13 protein-coding genes are annotated in these 17,979 nt (G+C 60.3%); 7 read left to right on the forward strand and 6 right to left on the reverse strand.

All coding sequences use genetic code 11. From position 1 onward, the window contains the following. From ung to VMP31_RS20065, 3 genes are all read right to left on the reverse strand, one after another. Positions 1-693 (reverse strand): uracil-DNA glycosylase, encoded by a 693-nt coding sequence (gene ung, locus VMP31_RS20055; RefSeq protein WP_325509453.1) that lies wholly within the window; start codon positions 691-693, stop codon positions 1-3. Positions 694-970: 277 nt separating this feature from the next. Further along, on the reverse strand, positions 971-2,518 hold the full coding sequence (locus tag VMP31_RS20060; RefSeq protein WP_325509454.1) for a DUF4365 domain-containing protein: 1,548 nt from the start codon (positions 2,516-2,518) through the stop codon (positions 971-973). Positions 2,519-2,747: 229 nt separating this feature from the next. Then, positions 2,748-3,629 (reverse strand): AraC family transcriptional regulator, encoded by an 882-nt coding sequence (locus VMP31_RS20065; protein ID WP_325509455.1) that lies wholly within the window; start codon positions 3,627-3,629, stop codon positions 2,748-2,750. Between the two features lie 172 nt (positions 3,630-3,801). Between VMP31_RS20065 and VMP31_RS20070 the strand changes: the two genes are divergently transcribed. The 6 genes from VMP31_RS20070 to mmsB all read left to right on the forward strand — a co-directional run bounded on the left by VMP31_RS20070 (position 3,802) and on the right by mmsB (position 11,023). Further along, positions 3,802-5,295 carry a CoA-acylating methylmalonate-semialdehyde dehydrogenase gene (locus VMP31_RS20070; RefSeq protein ID WP_325509456.1) on the forward strand — a complete coding sequence of 498 codons (1,494 nt, stop codon included), beginning with the start codon at positions 3,802-3,804 and terminating at the stop codon, positions 5,293-5,295. A 135-nt stretch (positions 5,296-5,430) separates the two neighbouring features. Further along, positions 5,431-6,678 (forward strand): substrate-binding protein, encoded by a 1,248-nt coding sequence (locus VMP31_RS20075; RefSeq protein ID WP_325509457.1) that lies wholly within the window; start codon positions 5,431-5,433, stop codon positions 6,676-6,678. Positions 6,679-6,684: 6 nt separating this feature from the next. Then, positions 6,685-7,851, forward strand: coding sequence for an isobutyryl-CoA dehydrogenase (locus VMP31_RS20080; RefSeq protein WP_325509458.1), 1,167 nt, complete (start codon positions 6,685-6,687; stop codon positions 7,849-7,851). Positions 7,852-7,985: 134 nt separating this feature from the next. Next, a complete protein-coding gene (locus tag VMP31_RS20085; RefSeq protein ID WP_325509459.1) occupies positions 7,986-8,804 on the forward strand; it encodes an enoyl-CoA hydratase in 819 nt (272 codons plus the stop codon). Between the two features lie 87 nt (positions 8,805-8,891). Next, positions 8,892-9,995 carry an enoyl-CoA hydratase/isomerase family protein gene (locus tag VMP31_RS20090; protein WP_325509460.1) on the forward strand — a complete coding sequence of 368 codons (1,104 nt, stop codon included), beginning with the start codon at positions 8,892-8,894 and terminating at the stop codon, positions 9,993-9,995. 143 nt (positions 9,996-10,138) lie between these two features. Then, positions 10,139-11,023: a 3-hydroxyisobutyrate dehydrogenase gene (gene mmsB, locus VMP31_RS20095; protein WP_325509461.1), complete on the forward strand. Its 885-nt coding sequence runs from the start codon at positions 10,139-10,141 to the stop codon at positions 11,021-11,023. A gap of 80 nt (positions 11,024-11,103) precedes the next feature. Here the strand turns inward: mmsB and VMP31_RS20100 are convergent, their stop codons facing one another. The 3 genes from VMP31_RS20100 to VMP31_RS20110 are packed head-to-tail and all read right to left on the reverse strand — an operon-like array spanning position 11,104 to position 15,992. Continuing rightward, a complete protein-coding gene (locus VMP31_RS20100; RefSeq protein ID WP_325509481.1) occupies positions 11,104-12,408 on the reverse strand; it encodes an HlyD family type I secretion periplasmic adaptor subunit in 1,305 nt (434 codons plus the stop codon). Between the two features lie 58 nt (positions 12,409-12,466). Next, positions 12,467-14,623 (reverse strand): type I secretion system permease/ATPase, encoded by a 2,157-nt coding sequence (locus VMP31_RS20105; RefSeq protein WP_325509462.1) that lies wholly within the window; start codon positions 14,621-14,623, stop codon positions 12,467-12,469. Between the two features lie 25 nt (positions 14,624-14,648). Continuing rightward, positions 14,649-15,992: a TolC family outer membrane protein gene (locus VMP31_RS20110; protein ID WP_325509463.1), complete on the reverse strand. Its 1,344-nt coding sequence runs from the start codon at positions 15,990-15,992 to the stop codon at positions 14,649-14,651. A gap of 313 nt (positions 15,993-16,305) precedes the next feature. Here VMP31_RS20110 and VMP31_RS20115 point away from each other — a divergent pair. Next, a partial coding sequence (locus VMP31_RS20115; protein ID WP_325509464.1) for a retention module-containing protein occupies positions 16,306-17,979 on the forward strand: 1,674 nt, incomplete at its 3' end.

Here is a 17,979-nt window from a genome sequence, read left to right on the forward strand (position 1 = left end):
TTAGGCCTCGGGTAAGCGCCAATCGATCGGGCTTAGCCCGTGCTGCTGGAGAAACTTGTTGGTACGGCTGAAATGGCCGTTGCCGATAAAGCCGCGGTGCGCCGATAGCGGCGAAGGGTGCACCGATTTCAACACCAGGTGCTTGCTGACATCGATCAGTTTTTCCTTGCTCTGGGCATGGGCACCCCAGAGCAGAAACACCAGGCGTTCCTGCTGCTGGCTGGCCACCTCGATCACCTTGTCGGTAAAGGTCTGCCAACCGATCTTGGCATGGGAGCCGGCGATGCCGTGCTCCACCGTCAATGAGGTGTTGAGCAGCAGCACGCCCTGCTCCGCCCAATGCTGCAGGTTGCCGTGGCTGGGGATGTCGATATTCAGGTCGCGCTTGAGCTCTTTATAGATATTCACCAGCGACGGCGGGGTCTTCACCCCAGGCTGCACCGAGAAGCACAGACCATGGGCCTGACCCGGCCCGTGGTAAGGGTCCTGACCAATCACCACCACCTTGGTCTGGGCCAGCGGAGTGGTGTTGAGCGCATTGAAGATCAGCGAACCGGGTGGATAAATCTCCTTACCCGCCGCCTTCTCGCTACGCAGGAAAGTCCCCAGCTCACGCATATAGGGCTTCTCGAACTCTTCATGCAGAGCGGCCTTCCAGCCGGCTTCGAGTTTGACGTTATCTGCGGCGCTCATGCCTGTGTCCTGCTTAAACCAACGAAGACGGCACGCTAAGGAAGGCGACTGGGCAAGTCAAGGCTGGTGGTGCGTGGCCGCGTAGGTTGTGGTTGAGCACAGCGAAGCCCAACGGTGGGGTTGTGCGGGCGTGTGAAGAAAACAGGGGATATACCACGATTAATGCTCCCGAAAACCGTGGTCTATTATTTTATATACCCTATTGTTTTCGGTTTTCTCAAACATCAACTTTTTCAAAAGAACCGACTAAAAGCTGTCAGTCAGAATGAGTAGGGAATCAGGTTTTTTTAGTTGAGAACCAAGCCCCCTCTAGATCTTCAGAGTAATCATCCGCAAATGACATCAGTGCCTTTCCGTGCTTACCTGAAGTTACCAGCATTTTTGTAGAATTCGGAATTCTTTTAACTTGATAATCAATTAGGTCGAATCTAGTTGGGATTTTGCAAAGCTCTTGGCCGAAAAGATTAAACGTTATGATCTTCATGCCAAAAAGCGAAGTTTTTTTGGATGATTCAATTTTTTCACTTGGCTCAAGCTCTATCGAAAGAGAAGAAAGTGCTTGTTGTTGATCGCCTCGAAGCAATAAAAAGGCACAATTAATATTGTTAATATCTGCTCGTGATATCAAAAATTCGCTCGGAACACGGAGTTTCGACCCAGTGGTTCTTGCTATTAAATGAATTTTCCCTAGGGTGTGAGCCAGATGTATAAATTCCATGGCCGACTCTTGAATTTCCGCCGGAAAGGGTAGCGGAAGCCTTTGCCCCGATATTTCCACCTCTAAAGTAAAGCTCCTGCGAGCTAGAGCCTGCTCTGCCCATAAATGAACGTGACTTAGATAGTCCACATCTTTTATTGGCATATCGGAGATATGGGGCATTCGAAAGCTAAATCTAGCGTTTGGTGTGAGGCTGTTGTTTTTATTGATCTTAAAGCGAACACAAATATCTAGAATGCTGGCCTTTTGCTCATTGGTTATAGCAGCCCCAAGGCTTCCATTAAACAGCTCGGCGTCAATCGATAATTCTGTCGTGGTGATTGAGTGTTTATGGCCAGGTATAAGTCGAATTTTTCCGGCCGTAGAGCCGAGGGAATTTATTGATATAACTCCTTTTCCAAATTCTTCATAAGGGTTGTTGAGCGAAGGAGGTACAGATATGTTAAATTTCTCGACCTCAAAAGTTCGCGGCAAGCCAAAGAACAACGCGTCCTTGAGCTTTTCTAAGTTTTCTGGATTTTGAGTAGGAGTGAAGGTAAGTTTACTGATAAAGCCTTCTGACACCTCAGACTCTGCCAGAAAATCAAGAGCCTGCTGAGTATTAATACTTGATCGACTATTTAGCGACTCAGGAAGTAACACTTCACCCTGCGCTTCGCGGCCAGTAACTGTTAGTACTGATTTTAGGTAGTATTCAAATTCTGAGCGATGATCGAGGGATTGTGTGCTTTCGAACTCAATGCTTATATTTCCACTACCTAACAGTCGATGCTCATTTGCCCGTGTCCAAGGTTGAGCGTGAAGCCAGTAGAACCTGCCCTCAGGTGTCACACGAATAATAAATACAGGAATGATAGATTCTGCATACTGGCGGAGTCTGCTTTTCGAAACGGGGGCGCGAACAGAGTTTTTACCAGTAGTCTTTGCTGTGCCCTTGATTTGGACAAGGAATCGACCGCCATTATAAAGACTATGACTTGGAGTTACGAATAAGTCGTATCCTATATCAATTTGATCTTGCCCTACGTTCCAGCTCCAAGATAGAAATAGCCGTGCCACGTCAAACTCGGCTAAAGTTCCTGTTCTTTGAGTTTCTGGAAAATTCATCAAATCGCTTGATTACTTTAACGGTTATGTTTTAGATGCCATAGCCTCTGCGGCTATAGCTTTTAAGAGTCAACTTTTAATACGCCGTAATTAAAATATTTAGTTTCCACTCGCCAATTAAAATCGCAGGTTGATGTAGGTGGCAAGATCCAGTCAATCGCAAGCTACCGCTTTGTCGGTTGTGTGTCCACCGGCTGCTTTTGGCCGAATACCCCCGAAAACGTCTGACTTAGCCCTGATGCAGCGCCCGATAATGACTCGGTGCCATACCCACCACCTTGCGAAACAACCGCGAGAAGTAATACACGTCCTCGTAACCCAGCTGTTCAGCCACCTGGCGGATGCCCTGCTCACCTTCATCGAGCAAGCGGCAGGCGTGGGCCATTTTTAGTTGGATAAAGTCCTGAATCGGCGCATGCCCGGTCAGGGCGCGGTAGGTCTTGGCGAAGTGAAAGCGCGACAGCTTGAACTGCGCGGCCAGCTCGTCGAGGTTTAGCGAATCATGCAGATGGGCGCGCATCACCGCCTGCACCGCGTCCACATCCAGCACCCGCCCGGATTTCAAGGTGGTGCGCGCCGGCAGCACGGCCAGGGAGGTGAGCAGCACCTGCAACTGGTGCGCGGCATGAACGAAGTGCGCCAGGTTCAAGCCCTGCTTGCGCAGGTTGAGCAAGGCATCGAACTCGGCCAGCAGGCGTGGCTGCACGCCAATGCGCCACAGCGGCCCCTTGCCCAGGGGCTTGAGAAAGTCCGCTACCAGCTCGCCATCAAAATGCACCCAGTACAACGTCCAGGGCTTGTCCACGTCCGCGCCATAGGCGTGCATCACGCCTTTTGGCAACAGCAGCAGATCGCCACCACTGACAGCTAATCGTCCATCCGCTGTCTCCAGCCAGCCCTGCCCTGCACGGCAATAGATCAGCAGGTGATCCTCCGGCTGCGGGCGATGCATGCGGTGGCCCAGCGCCTCGGGATAGTACCCCAGGGCCAGGGGATAACAGCCCTGCCCCAGGGGATGCTTTGCCAGCAGGCGGCGCAGCCTGGGTGGCGTGATAAAGCGCACGCCATTGGCCGGCAAAGGCCAGTTGGAAGTATCGACAAAAGCGCGCATTGGGGTACTCAAGTAGCCCGGATGAAATCCGGGGGAAAGGGTCCCGGACTTCATCCGGGCTACAAATTAAATCCCAAGATAGTCCATCCGCAGACCAAGATCGTCAATCCACAAAACCGCACAGGGCAGCTATAACACTGACCAAACAATAAGCACCTTCGTGGAGAGAACAATGGCCAAGGCAATCGCGCAGTTGATCGACGGTGAATGGCGCGAAAGCCGCGCCCGTGAATTTATCGAAGTCACCGACCCGGCGACCCAGGAAGTTCTGGCCCTGGCCCCCAAGGCCACCGCCGAGGAAATCGAAGCTGCGATTGCCAGTGCCAAGGCGGCCTTTGTCACCTGGCGCGAAGTGCCCGTTTCCGACCGCGCGCGGGTGATGCTGCGTTATCAGCATCTGCTCAAGGAACACCATGACGAGCTGGCGGAAATTCTCGCTGGCGAAACCGGCAAGACCCTGGCCGATGCCAAGGGCGATGTCTGGCGCGGTATCGAGGTGGTCGAGCAAGCCTGCAATATCGCCAGCCTGATGATGGGCGAGACCATGGAGAACGTGGCCCGCGATATCGACACCGCCAGCTGGATTCAGCCGCTCGGCGTATGCGTGGGCGTCACTCCGTTCAACTTCCCGGCGATGATTCCGCTGTGGATGTTTCCCCTGGCCATCGCCGCCGGCAATACCTTTATTCTCAAGCCGTCCGAACAGGACCCGCTGACCCCCAACCGCCTGGCCGAACTGTTTATCGAAGCCGGCGCACCCAAGGGCGTATTGCAGGTGCTGCATGGTGCCCGCGAGGTGGTCGACAGCCTGCTGACCCACCCGGATATTCGCGCCATCTCCTTCGTCGGCTCGGTGCCGGTCGGCCAGCATATCTACCGCACCGGCACCGCTCACCTGAAGCGCGTGCAGGCGTTTGCCGGGGCGAAGAACCATATGGTGATCATGCCCGACGCCAACAAGCAGCAGGTGCTGAGCAACCTGGTCGGCGCCAGTTGCGGCGCAGCCGGACAGCGCTGCATGGCGATCAGCGTGGCGGTGTTTGTCGGCGATTCAAAGCAGTGGATTGATGAGCTGCAGGCGCAGATGGCCGACCTGCAACCCGGCTACTGGACCGATGGCCACGCCGCCTTCGGCCCGCTGATCAGCCAGCAGGCCAAGCAACGTGTGTTGCGCCTGATCGCCGAAGGCAAGGCCGAAGGTGCCGAATGCCTGCTGGACGGCTCGCACTGCGCGGTCGAGGGCTACCCCAACGGCAACTGGATCGGTGCAACGCTGTTTCGCGGCGTAACCAGCAAGATGAGCCTGTACCGCGAAGAGATCTTCGGCCCGGTGCTGGTGTGCATGGAGGTCGATACGCTGGAACAAGCCATCGAGCTGGTCAACGCCAGCCCCTACGGCAACGGCACCTCAATCTTCACCCGCTCCGGCGGCGCGGCGCGGCATTATCAGCACGCGGTGGAAGTCGGCCAGGTCGGCATCAACGTACCGGTGCCGGTACCGCTGCCGTTCTTCTCCTTTACCGGCTGGAAGGGTTCGTTCTACGGCGACCTGCATGCCTACGGCAAACAGGGCGTGCGCTTCTTCACCGAAACCAAGACGGTCACCAGCCGCTGGTTCGATGAAGATTCGGTGGCCGGAACCAATATGACCATCCAGCTTAAATAAGGCCAACTGAGGTGCCGTGCACAAGACGCAAGAGCGCGGCGACTTTCAACTATCTGTTAGACCAAAAGACAATCTCAACAGAAGGTCTAATGGCGTAAAACTCTCTCAGCCATAACAAAAACAAGGAGAGCCGCCATGCAACGACTAACCGCCACCCTGGCCCTATGGGCCGGAATTACTGCCTGTGCGCAGGCCGCTGAGCCGATCACCCTCGGTCTCAACTACCCGCGCACCGGCCCTTATAAGGAAGAAGGTTTGGCCCAGATGCGCGGTGCCTTGCTGGCCATAGACGAGTTGAACGAGCGCGGCGGCGTGCTCGGACGGCCGTTGCGCCTGTCCAGCAAGGACACCGCCTCGCGCCCGGCCAAGGCCGAGCGCAATGTCGACAAACTGGTCGCCGAAGGCGCGGCCATGCTGTTCGGCGGCTCCTCCAGCGCGGTGGCCATCGCCGCCGGCAAGCGCGCCGCGGAACATGGCCTGCTGTACTTCGGCACCCTCACCTATTCCAACGACACCACCGGCAAGGACGGCCACCGCTATATGTTTCGCGAGTGCAACAATGCCTGGATGAGCGCCCACGCCCTCGGCGGTTACCTGAGTAAACACCTGCCGAACAAGAATTACTTCTACGTCACCGCCGATTACACCTGGGGTCACACTTCGGAAAGTTCGCTGCGCCAGACCACCGGCAGCACAGACCTCGGCAAGCACCCCGGGGTCAAGGTGCCCTTCCCCGGCGCACGCATGGCCGATTACACCCAGGCCCTCAAACAAGCCGCGACGAGCAAGGCCGAGGTGCTGGTATTGGTGCTGTTCGGCGAGGACCTGGTGCGCGCCATGCGCATCGCCCAGAACCTGGGCCTGACCAAGGGCATGCAGATCGTCGCGCCGAACCTGACCCAGCATATGGTCGAACAGGCCGGCCCGGGCATCATGCAGGGCGTACTCGGCACCGAACCCTGGACCTGGCGCGTCCCGGCCCTGGAGAAATCCGCCCGCGGCGAAGCCTTCGTCAAGGATTTCAGCCAGCGCTACGAGATGTATCCCTCCAGCTCCGCAGCCTCGGCCTACAGCATCGTCTACCAGTGGGCTGATGCCGTGCAGCGGACCAAGAGCCTGGACAGCGAAACGCTGATCAAGGCCCTGGAAAACCACAGCTATCAGCTACTCAAGGACAAGCAAGTGTGGCGAGCCTTCGATCACCAGAACGCGCAGACGGTGTATGTCGTCCAGGTCAAGAGCCGCGCCGAGGTGATGAGCGACCCGCTCAAGCAGGACTACTTCAACATCGTCGACCGCCTCGACGGCTCCCAGACGACACCCAGCCTCGCCGCCTGGCAGGCCGAACGAAGCGCCGCCGGACAGCCCCCCACCCTGCAATGAGGACTTATGGATTTCGAACTCAGCGATGAACAACGCCTGCTGGTAGACAGCGCCCGCGCCTTTGCCGCGCGGGAGCTGGCCCCCCACGCCGGCGACTGGGACCGCGACCATCACTTCCCTGTGGACGTGATCAAGCGCGCCGCCGAACAGGGCTACCTGGCCCTCTATCTCAAGGAAGAGGATGGCGGGCTGGGCCTGTCGCGGTTGTCCTCGGCGCTGATATTCGAACAGCTGGCGACGGGTTGCGTCGCCACCACCGCCTTTATCACCATCCATAACATGGCCACCTGGATGCTCGCCTCTTTCGCCGAGCAGGCACTCAAGGATGCCTGGCTACCGCGCCTGGCCAGCGGCGAACTGCTGGCCTCCTATTGCCTGACCGAGCCGGATGCCGGCTCCGACGCCGCCCACCTGCGCACTCGCGCCCGCCGCGATGGCGAGGACTATGTGCTCGATGGCAGCAAATGCTTTATCTCCGGCGCAGGCTCAACCGATGTGCTGATCGTGATGGCGCGCAGTGGCGAGGATAGCGGTGCCAAGGGCATTTCCTGCTTTCTGGTGCCGGCCGATGCCGAGGGGGTGAAATACGGCCGCAACGAATTGAAGATGGGCTGGCGCGCTCAGCCGACCCGCACCATCAGCTTCGAAGGCGTGCGTATTCCCGCCGGCAACCGCATCGGCCCCGAGGGCCAGGGTTTTGTCTACGCCATGAAGGGCCTGGATGGCGGGCGGATAAATATCGCCAGTTGCTCCCTCGGCGCTGCCCAGGCGGCGCTGGAACAATCGCTGCGCTACGTGGAAGAGCGCAAACAGTTCGGCAAGCCGCTAAGCGAGTTCCAGGCCCTGCAGTTCAAGCTGGCCGATATGCTCACTGATCTGACGGCGAGTAGGCAGATGGTGCGCCTGGCCGCGCACAAGCTCGATCAGGGCCACGGCGAAGCCAGCCTGTACTGCGCCATGGCCAAACGCTTTGCCACCGACCACTGTTTCAACCTGTGCAACGAAGCGTTGCAACTGCATGGCGGCTACGGTTATCTCAATGACTACCCGCTGGAGCGCTGGGTGCGCGACAGCCGCGTGCACCAGATACTGGAGGGCACCAACGAAATCATGCGGGTGATCATCGCCCGCCGCCTGCTCGATCAAGGCGGCATGCTGGATCGCCTGCTGTAGCTTTATTCCCTCGCCCCTCCGGGGAGAGGGTTAGGGTGAGGGGCGAAGTCGCCCTGCACACCTCACTTTCCCTCACCCTACGAGGGCCGCCCCTCTCCCGGAGGGCGAGGGAAGAAAAAACGACGAGGACACTTATGAGCCACGCTATCGAAGCCTACCACCCCGGCGTATTCGACCTGACCCACAAGCTCACCGTGGAAAAGCACGGCCATACCGCGCTGATCACCATCAATCAGCCGCCGGCCAACACCTGGGACCGCGACTCCCTGATCGGTCTCAAGCAATTGCTTGAGCACCTCAACCACGACGATGACATCTACGCTCTGGTGATTACCGGCCAGGGCGGCAAGTTCTTCAGCGCCGGGGCCGACCTCAAGCTGTTCGCCGATGGCGACAAGGCCCGCGCCCGCGAGATGGCCCGACGCTTCGGCGAAGCCTTCGAGGCGCTGCGCGATTTCCGCGGTGTATCGATTGCCGCGATCAACGGCTACGCCATGGGCGGCGGCCTGGAATGCGCGCTGGCCTGCGATATCCGCATCGCCGAGCGCCAGGCGCAGATGGCTCTGCCAGAGGCCACGGTCGGTCTGCTGCCCTGCGCCGGCGGCACCCAGGCGCTGAGCTGGCTGGTGGGCGAAGGCTGGGCCAAACGCATGATTCTCTGCGGCGAACGCCTGGATGCAGAAACCGCCCTGCGCATCGGCCTGGTCGAGCAGGTGGTCGATACCGGCGAAGCCCGTGGCCATGCCCTGTTGCTGGCGGCCAAGGTGGCGCGGCAGAGCCCGGTGGCGGTGCGCACCATCAAGCCGCTGATCCAGGGCGCGCGCGAACGCAGCCCGAACACCTGGCTCAGTGAAGAACGCGAGCGCTTTGTCGACCTGTTCGATGCCGACGACACCCGCGAAGGGGTCAACGCCTTTCTGGAAAAACGCGAGCCGCAGTGGCGCAATAAATAACCGTAGGGTGGATGTCGCTTTTCACATCCACCATAACCGCATGCGGTGGATGGATAAAACGCCATCCACCCTACGATGGGACCCACAATGAACGTGCAATTCGAAGAACGCCCGACCCAACAGGGTATGCGCATCGGCATCGCCAGCCTGGATGCCGAGAAGAGCCTGAACGCCCTGTCGCTGCCGATGATCGAGGCGCTGGATGCCAGGCTCAAGGCCTGGGCGGATGATCCGGGCATCGCCTGCGTGCTGCTGCGCGGCAACGGGCCGAAGGCCTTCTGCGCTGGCGGCGATGTGGTGCAACTGGTGCAGCAGTGTCGCGAGCATCCGGGTGAAGTGCCCCCCCTGGCGCGGCGCTTTTTTGCCGACGAATACCGCCTCGACCATCGCATCCATACCTACCCCAAGCCCTTTATCTGCTGGGCTCACGGCCATGTGCTGGGCGGCGGCATGGGCCTGATGCAGGGCGCGGGCATCCGCATCGTCACCCCCAGCAGCCGCCTGGGCATGCCGGAAATAAATATCGGCCTGTACCCGGATGTCGGCGGCAGCTGGTTCCTCGCTCGTCTGCCGGGCAAGCTCGGCCTGTTCCTCGGCCTCACCGCCAGCGGCATCAATGGCCGCGACGCCCTGGACCTGGACCTGGCCGACCGCTTCCTGCTCGACACCCAGCAGGACGATCTGCTTGAAGGCATGGTGCAGCTGAACTGGCTGGAACAGCCGCAACTGCAACTGCACAGCCTGCTCCAGGCCCTGGAGGCCGAGGCCCTCAACGAGTTACCGGCAGCCCAGTGGCTGCCGCGCCGCGCACGTATCGACGCCCTACTCGACCAGGCCGACCTGCCCCTCGCCTGGCGCGCGCTAAGCGCCCTGCAGGGCGACAGCGACCTGCTGCTGGCCCGCGCCGCCAAGACCCTGACCGGCGGCTGCCCAATGACCGGGCACCTGGTCTGGGAGCAGATCCGCCGAGCTAAACGTATGTCCCTGGCCGAGGTGTTCCGCATGGAATACGCCCTCAGCCTGAACTGCTGCCGCCACCCGGAATTCCCCGAAGGCGTACGCGCGCGGCTGATCGACAAGGACCAGACACCACGCTGGCATTGGCCGGATGTGGCGGCCATCCCGAATGAAGTGATCGAGGCGCACTTCGAGGCAGTCTGGGAAGGCGAACATCCGCTGGCGGATCTGTAACAGGTTGTAGTACGTAGGGTGGATGACGCCTTTTTCATCCACCGACAAGACCGCAGCCGGTGGATGGGTGAAGCGTCATCCACCCTACACCGCTGTAAGCCACCGCCTACACGAGAGTTATTCAGCGCGACAGGAGCATAACAATGACAACAATCGCTTTTATCGGCCTCGGCCATATGGGCCTGCCCATGGCGCGCAATCTGCTCAAGGCCGGCTTCAACTTGAAGGTCTTCGACCTGCTGCAAGCAGCCGTCGAGGACCTGGCCAAAGACGGCGCGCAAGCTGCCAGCAGCGCGTTGGATGCAGTGCAGGACGCCGATGTGGTGGTCAGCATGCTGCCCGCCAGCCGTCATGTGGAGGGTCTGTACCTGGGTGATAACGGCCTGCTGGCCGCGCTCAAACCCGGCAGCCTGGTACTGGAATGCTCGACCATCGCCCCGGAGTCCGCGCGCAAGGTGCACCAAGCCGCCAGCGCCCGGGGCATCGAGATGCTCGACGCACCGGTTTCCGGCGGCACCGCCGGGGCCGCAGCTGGCACCCTGACCTTTATGATCGGCGGCGCGGCCGCCACCCTGGCCAAGGCTCAGACGATCTTCGCCGCCATGGGCAAGAATATCTTCCACGCCGGCCCCGACGGTGCCGGCCAAGTAGCCAAGGTGTGCAACAACCAGGTGCTGGCGGTGCAGATGATCGCCACCGCCGAAGCCATGGCCATGGGCGTGGCCAACGGCCTGGAGCCGGCGGTGCTGGCCGAGATCATGCGGCAGAGCTCGGGCGGCAACTGGACCCTGGAGAAGTACAACCCCTGGCCCGGGGTCATGGAAAACGCCCCAGCATCCAGAGGCTATTCAGGCGGTTTTATGGCCGAACTGATGGCCAAGGACCTGGGCCTGGCCCAGGAAGCCGCCCAGATCAGCGGCAGCAGCACGCCCATGGGCGCACTGGCCCTGCAGCTGTACCGCCTGCTGCTCAAGCAAGGCAAGGGCAAACAGGATTTCTCGGTGGTGCAGCAGCTGTTTGTCGAGTAGACCTACCGTAGGGTGCGCCGTGCGCACCAAGAGCATTCGGTAGCGCCTGGTGCGCACAGCGCACCCTACGTAGATCCGCCCTAGCGCTCGCGCAGGGCCTCGGCGCGGGCGCGGATAATCGGTTTGAGCAGGTAATTGAGCACGCTCTTCTTGCCGGTAATGATGTCCACCGAGGCGACCATGCCGGGAATGATCAACAGCGGATTGGCCTCGCTGCCCAGGTGGCTTTTGTTGGTGCGCAGCTTGATCACATAAAAGCTGTTGCCGTCATCGTCGGTCACGGTGTCGGCACCAATCTGCTCCAGCTCGGCCTTGAGCCCGCCGTAGATGGTGTAGTCATAGGCGGTGAACTTGACCATGGCCTCCTGCCCGGGGTGCAGGAAGGCAATGTCCTGGGGACGGATGCGCGCTTCCACCAGCAAGTTCTCGCCCAGCGGCACGATTTCCACCAGATCGCTGCCGGGCTGGATCACCCCTCCGATGGTGTTGACCAGCAACTGCTTGACGATGCCGCGCACCGGCGAGATCACTAGGGTGCGGTTGACCCGATCCTCCAGCGCCTTGCCGGTGGACTGGATCTTGCTCAGTTCGGTGCGCGCTTCGTTAAGCTGGGTCAGCGCGTCGCTACGAAAGCGCCCACGGGTTTCGTCAATCTTGCGCTGGACCTCCTTGATTGCCGCCTCGGCCCGTGGCATCGCCAGGGTGGTGGCGTCCATCTGGCCGCGGCTCTCAACCTCGGCGCGCTTGAGGCGCAACACCTCCACCGGGGAAATCGCACCCTCGGCCACCAACGGCTCAGACATGCGAATTTCCTGGCGCAGCAGTTCGAGGCTGTTGCGGAACTGCTGCTGCTTGGAGGCGAACTCGCGCAGTTCCTGCTGACGCTGAATCAGCTGCTCTTCCAGACCAGCCACCTCGTCGAGCAGTTGCTGTTTGCGGCTGTTGAACAGCTCGATTTCGTTATCGGCCTGACCAGGGGCCTTCTCGCGCACCTCGTCGCTGACCAGCAACTCGCGCCCCTGCACTTCCGCACTCAGACGCTCCACACGCAGCAACAGCGCCAGGCGGTCGGCTTCGGTTTCGCCGACATTGGAGGCGAAACGGGTGTCGTCAAGGCGCAGCAGCGGGTCGCCGATATCGACGATCTGCCCCTCGCGGACAAACAGCTCGGCAACAATACCGCCCTCCAGGTTCTGGATCTTCTGCAGACGCGAGGAGGGAATTGCCTTGCCATCGCCGCGGGTCACTTCATCGACCACGGCGAAGTTGGCCCACAGCAGGCAGAAGACGAAGAAGGCGATCAGGCTCCAGATGGTCAGACGCACCACCCGTGGCGCATCTTCGATCAACGCCTTGCTGACTTCCGGCAGGGGCTCGTCGCCCATGGCATCGTGACTGCCGAAATAAGCGCCGATAGATTGCCGCAGACCTTTGCCCGGTTGTTTAGCTGACACTGATCTGCCCCTTCTTCAGCGCTTCCATCACGCTCCCTTTAGGACCGTCGGCGATGATCTGCCCGCGGTCGACGATGATCAGACGATCCACCAGGCTAAGCATCGAGGCGCGGTGGGTCACCAGCAGCAGAGTTTTGCTGCCGATCACCGCAGACAAGCGCTGCTTGAGGCGTTCTTCGCCGCTGTTGTCCATGGCGCTAGTGGGCTCGTCGAGGAGCAGGATCGGAGGGTCGAGCAACAGCGCGCGAGCCAGGGCAATATTCTGCCGCTGGCCGCCGGAGAGGTTCTGCCCGCGTTCGCCGACTTGCAATTCATAGCCCTTGGGGTGCAGGCGGGCGAACTCATGCACACCGGCCAGTTCGGAGGCCTGCAACACCAGTTCGTCCTCGACGTAACGGGCACCGGACACCAGGTTGTCGCGCAGGGTGCCGCTGAACAGCTGGATATCCTGGGGCACATAGCCGATGTTGTAGCGCAGGTCGCTGACATCCAGCTGGCGCACATCGATGCCATCCACCAGCAGGCTGCCGCCGTCTGGCTGATAAAGGCCGACGATCAGCTTGGCCAGGGAGCTCTTGCCCGAGCCGCTGCGACCGATAATGCCGATCTTCTCCCCGGGCCGAACCACCAGATTGATCTTCTGCAGCGCGGCCTGCTGTTGATCGGGGTAATGGAAGTCCACCTGACGGAACTCCACCGCGCCCTGCAGCGACTGGCGCTTGAGCGGGCGCTCGTCCTCGTGGCGCTCCTGGGGCAACTCCATCATCTGGTTGACCGATTCCAGGGTCACCTTGGCCTGCTGGTAGCGGGTCAGCAATCCGGAAATCTGCGTCAACGGGCCCAGGGCGCGGCTGCTGAGCATATAGCAGGCAATCAGCCCGCCCATGCTCAGGTTGCCGGCCATGATCTGGTACACGCCGAGCACGATAACCACCACCCCGGCCAGTTGCTGCAGCAGCATGGTCGAGTTCATCGCCAGGCTGGACAGCATGCGCGCGCGCAGCTCCAGACGGCTGAGGGTGCCGATGGTCTGCTCCCAGATATATTGACGCTCGCTTTCGGCGTTGTTGACCTTGACCGCATCCAGCCCGGCCAGACTCTCGATCAGGCTGGACTGGCGTTCGGCCGCCAAGGCCATGCTGCGCTGCATGGTGTCGGCCAGGGGGCGCTGCAAGGCCCAGCCGATCAACGCCACCAGGGGGAAGGCGAGAATCGGAATCCACACCAGATGACCACCGATCATGGCGATTACCGCCAGAATCAGCAGGGTAAACGGCAGATCGATCACGCTGGCCAGGGTCAGCGAGGCGAGAAAATCGCGCAGGCTCTGAAACTCGTGGATGTTCTGAGCAAAGCTGCCGACCCGCGCCGGGCGAACTTTCATGGCCATACCGACGATGCGTTCGAACAGCGTGGCACTGATGATCAGGTCGGTTTTCTTGCCCGCCAGGTCCAGACACAGACCGCGCAGGGTCTTGAGCAACAGATCGAAGAAGAACACCCCAGTGATGCCGATGGCCATAACCCAGAGGGTGGCTTCGGCCTGGTTGGGCACAACCCGGTCGTACACGTTCATTACGAACAGCGGCGTGGCCAGACCGATCAGATTGATCAGAAAACTTGCGGCGATGGCATCGATATACAGCCAGCGCGAGCGTTTCAGGGTGTCGCGAAACCAGGACGTGGCACGCGGAATCAGCTCGCCACGGTTGAAGTCGAACTTGTGCAGCGGCTGAGCGAAGAACACCTGACCGCTGTAATCCTTGGCCAGCACCTCGGCATTGACCCGTACCTCGCCGCCCTCGCTCTCGCTGGGCATGACCCGGGCACGGCCCTGCTCGTCCCAGCCGAGCAGCAAGGCACTACGGCCCTCGCGCAGCAGCAGCAGGGCCGGCATTGCCAGTTCGGGAATCTTGTCCAGCCCGCGGCGCAACCAGCGCCCCTGCAAACCGGCACGCGCGGCAGCGCGGGCCAGCAGTTCAGGGTTCAGGCGCTGCTCCGGCAGCGGCAAGCCGGCCGTGAGCATGGCGCGGCTGACCGATTTCTGGTGCAGGCTGCACAGCGACAGCAGGCTGTCTAGCAGAGGGTCATCGTAGCGATCGCGCGGATCGCTACGGGTCTGGGTCTGACTAAGGTCTACTGCCACAGGCTTTACTCATCAACGACGGGGCTCAGTTGAGGCCGGGCAGACTGGCCTTGGCCTTGACTTCGTCCAGCGGTGCAGCGGCCATTGGCGCAACTACACCCTGGCTTTTGAGCAGGGAGCCCATGGTGGCCTTGATCCGGTATTGAGTAAACAACTCGGTGAAGCGCACTTCTTCAAGACGGCGAGCGGCGGTGAACAGTTCGTTCTCGCTGTCGAGCAGATCCAGCAGGGTACGGTCGCCCAGGCTGAACTGCTTCTGGTAGGACTCGCGCACCCGGCTGCTGTAATCGACGTACTGCTGAGCAATCGGCAGCTGCTGACGAGCGTTCTGCAGGGCATTCCAGGCCAGACCCAGGTCTTCGTTAAGCACGCGCAGGGCGTTGTTGCGAATGTCCATGGCCTGATTGACCTGGTGGGACTTGGACTGCAGATCAGCCTTGTTGCTGCCACCGGCGAACAGGTTGTAGCGCATGTTCACCATCGCCCGCCATTCGTTGCTGTGGCCTGCGGTACCGTCCAGATTGTTGTCCATGCTGCGCGACAACTCGGCATCGAAGCGCGGGTAGAAGGTCGACTTCGACGCTTCATACTGCTGCTCGGTGGCCTGCACATCGGCCTCGGCCGAACTGAGGAAGGGGTTGTTCTGGAGCATTTCCTCGCGGGCCGCCGGCAGGCTCTCCGGCAAGGTCGCGGTCAAGCTCTGGGGGACGCTCAGCTCACTGGCATCGCGGCCCACGGCGCTGAAGTAGTTGACCTGGGCATCGGCCAGGTTGGTCTGCTCGGTAATCAGGTTGTTGCGGGCCTGGGCCAGACGCGCTTCGGCCTGATCAAGGTCGGCCATACGCCCAACACCGCGCTGGCTGCGCAGGTTGATCTGATCGTAGATACGCTCGTGACTGTGCAGGTTATCTTCGGCCAGACGCACCATTTCCTGGCGCTTGAGCACCTCCAGATAGACCTCGGCCACGGTCAGCGCAGTGCGCTCGGAAGTCCCCAGCAGTTCATAGGCACGAGCATTGACGGTGGCACGCTGACGGCCCACTTCGCTGCTGGTGGCAAAGCCATCGAACAACATCTGCTGCAGGCGCAGGCTCGACTCGCCGCGGGTCAGGGTCTCGCTGTTGTGCGTGGTGCCGCGGGTGCCGGGGCTGTCGGTGTACTCGCGACCATAGCCGGCCAACAGGTCGACCTGGGGCAGGTAACCGCCTTTGGCCGCCTTCATCTGCTCCTCTACCGACAACCGCGAATTGATCCCAGCCTGGATTTCCGGATGCACCTCGATGGCGCTCTGCATGGCTTCAGTGAGGGTTTGACCATGGGCTGCCACGGAGACTGCCAGAGCAAGGGGAACGAGTACGAAAAAACGCATTGAATAAAATTCCTTTTCGGCAAGGCTGACTGCCAGATGACGGATTAGCGGCGCGCTAGAGCAGGACAGAGACGAACTGCCAGCCAGCACTTTTACCACGGCAGGAAGTCGGCTAAATATCAAAGTGACATCACGGCGCGCATTCTTTATTATCGCGAGCAACCGGTCAATAGTTTGGCACAGATCTAAATTCCAAAATGGAATAAGCCAAATTAATGGCGACAAAAGATTGTCGCGAAGACCCACCGAATTTGAACCTAATGCTTTATCGCCTCGCCACCCTATTTACGCACGTGTACACGGAGCAGTATCTATGAGCACTATCGTCGCCATCGTCAAAAGCCTTGTAGGTCAAGTGTTTGCAGTCTCTCTCGACGGCCTTAAGCGGCAGATCTTCGAGGGCGAGCGTGTGCTCCAGGGCGAACAGGTACTGACTGGCCTGGGCGGTGAAGTCACCCTGCAACTGGCCAATGGCGAAGTGCTCAGCGTTGCCCAGAACAGCAACTGGCAGGCAGGCCCGAACGAGCCGACCGAATCCGCGCAAGCGCCTGCATCCGAACTCGAACAAGCCATCGCCGCAGGCCTCGACCCCACCACCGACCTCGAAGCAACCGCGGCTGGCGCAGGTACCGGTGGTGGCACTGGCGGCGCAGCAGGCGGCGGCCATAGTTTTGTAATGCTCGACGAAACGGGCGGTCAACTGGAAGCCGAGATCGGCTTCGAAACCTCTGGCCTGGGCCTGGACGGCAGCGCTCAGGATGAAATCGACGGCCTGACCGGGGAAACCAGCGATGCAGACCTTGTCGACACCACGACCCCGACAATACCGGTGGATCCTGTAGAGCCCGTAGATCCTGTAGAGCCCGTAGAGCCCGTAGATCCTGTAGATCCTGTAGATCCTGTGGATCCTGTAGATCCTGTGGATCCTGTAGATCCTGTAGATCCTGTGGATCCTGTGGATCCTGTAGTCCCAACAGCCCCGACCCTGAACCTGCTGGTCGACAGCGGTGTCGCCGAAGACCTGATCACCAATGATGGCTCCTACAGCGTTGGCGGTGTCGAGCCTGGTGCTACCGTCGAATACAGCACCGACGGCACGACCTGGAGCACAACGCCACCCGTGGCACTGGAAGGCAGCAACACGATTCTGGTACGCCAGACTGACGTCGCCGGCAATACCTCGCCGAGCAGCAGCCTGACCTTTACCCTCGACACCACTGCCAACATCACTGTCAGCCTCGAAGACGTGAACAGCGCCAACGTCGCCAACGCACCGATCTCCGGCACCTCCGATGTCGGCCCTGGCCGCACCGTGACCCTGACAATCACCGATGCTAATGGCAACACCGTTACCACCACAGCCATCACTGGTACCGACGGCAGCTACAGCACCACCGCCGACCTTAGCGGTCTGGACGATGGCAACCTGAGCATTACTGCCAGCACCACCGATATCGCAGGTAACCCTGCTAGTGCCACCGATGATTCAACCCTGGATGCCCTGGCCGGTGATCTCAGCGTCACCCTCGGCGACCTGGGCGACCCGAGCAACGTCGTGATCAGCGGCACCACTACCGATGTCGCCGAGAACAGCGTAGTCACCCTGCTGATTACCGACAGCGAAGGCAACGAAGTTGAGGCCGAAGCCACCGTCAATGCCAATGGTAACTACACCACCACTGCAGACCTCAGCAACCTGGTCGACGGCACCCTTACCGTCACAGCCAGCGCCACCGACCGTAATGGCAACCCCGTCAGCGATGACGTCAGCGGCACCCTGGCAACCAACGATGCACCGGTTGCCACCGATGCCACCGCCACCACCGAGGAAAATGTCGTCCTCAATGGCAATGTACCGGCCGCCACTGACATCGACGGCACCGTCGTCAGCTACCAGCTGGTCAACGGCCCAGGTGCAGGCAATGGCAGCGTCACCGTCAACACCGACGGCAGCTACACCTTCACCCCAGGTACCGACTTCGACGAC

The sequence above is a fragment of the Pseudomonas sp. genome, from assembly GCF_035512415.1.
In the GTDB taxonomy this organism is placed as follows: domain Bacteria; phylum Pseudomonadota; class Gammaproteobacteria; order Pseudomonadales; family Pseudomonadaceae; genus Aquipseudomonas.